Annotated in this window: 2 protein-coding genes; one reads left to right on the top strand and one right to left on the bottom strand. The window is 65.9% G+C overall.

Annotated elements, in window-relative coordinates:
• Window positions 1-682, bottom strand: a 682-nt coding sequence (locus JHD07_RS36065; RefSeq protein ID WP_291630854.1) for an AraC family transcriptional regulator, incomplete at its 3' end; no start/stop codon positions are given.
• A gap of 109 nt (window positions 683-791) precedes the next feature.
• Between JHD07_RS36065 and JHD07_RS36060 the strand changes: the two genes are divergently transcribed.
• Window positions 792-1,379: DJ-1/PfpI family protein (locus JHD07_RS36060; RefSeq protein ID WP_291630851.1), on the top strand; the 588-nt coding region annotated here is incomplete at its 3' end.

Genomic DNA, 1,379 nt, shown 5'->3' with positions numbered 1-1,379 from the left:
AGTTCGAAATCTTCTCGAGCGCCCGATCTTCCGAGGCCTGCATTGACAGCGGCACGCTGAATTGCGCCTGCCCGCCGGGCCGCTTGAGGAAGACGACGAGGCGGCGCGCGATGCGCATGGCCTCGCGATGGCCGAGATCGTCTTCCAGCAGCGTGAGCGCCAGATCGATGCCGGCCGTCACGCCGGCGGATGTCCAGATGCCGCGATCATGCACGAAGACCGGATCGACCTGAACCGACACGTCGGGATGTTTTGCGCGAAGCAGGTCGCAGGAGCCCCAGTGGGTGACCGCGCGCCGCCCGTGCAGCAGCCCGGCCGCAGCCAGGACGAACGTCCCGGTGCAGACCGAGCAGACGCGCCTTGCCTTCGGCGCCGCCAGGCGAAACCAATCGACCAGCGCGGCGTCTGCAGCGGCGCGGTGGACGCCGGGACCGCCACCGACCATCAGCGTGTCGATGGACTTGCGGTCGCAGTCGGCGAGGGCGGTCGTCATGACCTCCAGGCCGGACGAGGTTTTGACCGGCCCGCCCTTCAGCGAACAGATCTGCCAGACATAGGGCGCGCGTCCGGCTTCGAACGTTTCGCAGGCCAGCTCGATGGCCTGCAGCGGCCCTGCGAAGTCGAGCAGCAGGCAATCGTCGAACAGGACGAAGACCACACGGCGGGCGGCGGAACGGGCCATCGGCAGCGCCTTTTTGCCAGGGAAGGCTTGGCAGGAATTGCGTGTATTATGACATTTCGGCAAACAGCCTCCGCTGTCAACATCGGTCCGTCCAACGCAGGAGGGCCACATGACCGGCAAGCGGATCGAGATCGGAATTCTGTACTATCCCGGGATGACGCAACTGGACGTCACCGGCCCCTTCGAGGTGTTTGCCCGCCTGCCGAACGTTCGCATGCACCTGCTGTGGAAGCGGATCGAGCCCGTGGTCAGCGACGTCGGTCTGCCGTTGCTGCCGACCACGACCTTCGCCGATTGTCCTGACCTCGACGTGTTCTGCATCGGCGGCGGCCCGGGGCAGGTCGCCATCATGGACGATGACGAGGTGATTGCCTTCGTTCGCGACAAGGGCGGGCCGGCGCGCTACATCACCTCGGTTTGCGCCGGTTGCCTGGTCCTCGGCGCCGCGGGCCTGATCGACGGCTACAGGTCGGCCTGCCATTGGCTGATGAGCGACCAGCTCGCCGCCTTCGGCGCCATCGCCGTCGATGAACGCGTCGTGGTCGACCGCAACCGCATTTCCGGCGGCGGTGTCACCGCCGGTATCGATTTCGGCTTCCAGGTCGCCGCCGAACTGTGCGGCGAAGACGTCGCGAAAAATCTGCAGCTGATGCTGGAATATCAGCCCCAGCCGCCGTTCGACATCACCGTGCAGAAT

The sequence above is a fragment of the Bradyrhizobium sp. genome (assembly GCF_016462955.1).
Taxonomy (GTDB): Bacteria; Pseudomonadota; Alphaproteobacteria; order Rhizobiales; family Xanthobacteraceae; genus Bradyrhizobium.
Note: the sequence above shows the minus strand (reverse complement) of the source record. Positions and strands in the feature narration are given on the sequence as shown.